Source organism: Deinococcus pimensis DSM 21231, assembly GCF_000519345.1.
Classification (GTDB): Bacteria; Deinococcota; Deinococci; order Deinococcales; family Deinococcaceae; genus Deinococcus_A; species Deinococcus_A pimensis.
The window spans coordinates 86,037-86,265 of the sequence record NZ_KI912635.1; the positions used below are offsets into that span (position 1 = coordinate 86,037).

Here is a 229-nt window from a genome sequence, read left to right on the forward strand (position 1 = left end):
CATCGTCCCCGTCGAGAACAGCCTCGCTGGCAGCGTGCAGGCCACCGTGGACCTGCTGCTCGACACGGACCTGCACATCGAACGCGAGCTCACCCTGCGCGTCCGCCACAACCTCCTCGCGCTCAGGGGCACGAGAATGGAGGACGTGCGGCGCGTCCACTCGCACCCGCAGGCGCTCGCGCAGTGCGACGGCTTCCTCGCGCGCTCCCACCTCACGCCCGTCGCGGCG

General features: G+C 71.6%; 1 protein-coding gene. It reads left to right on the top strand.

The window, feature by feature from the left end:
• On the top strand, positions 1-229 hold a 229-nt coding region (locus DEIPI_RS0107560), incomplete at both ends, for a prephenate dehydratase domain-containing protein (protein ID WP_045233857.1).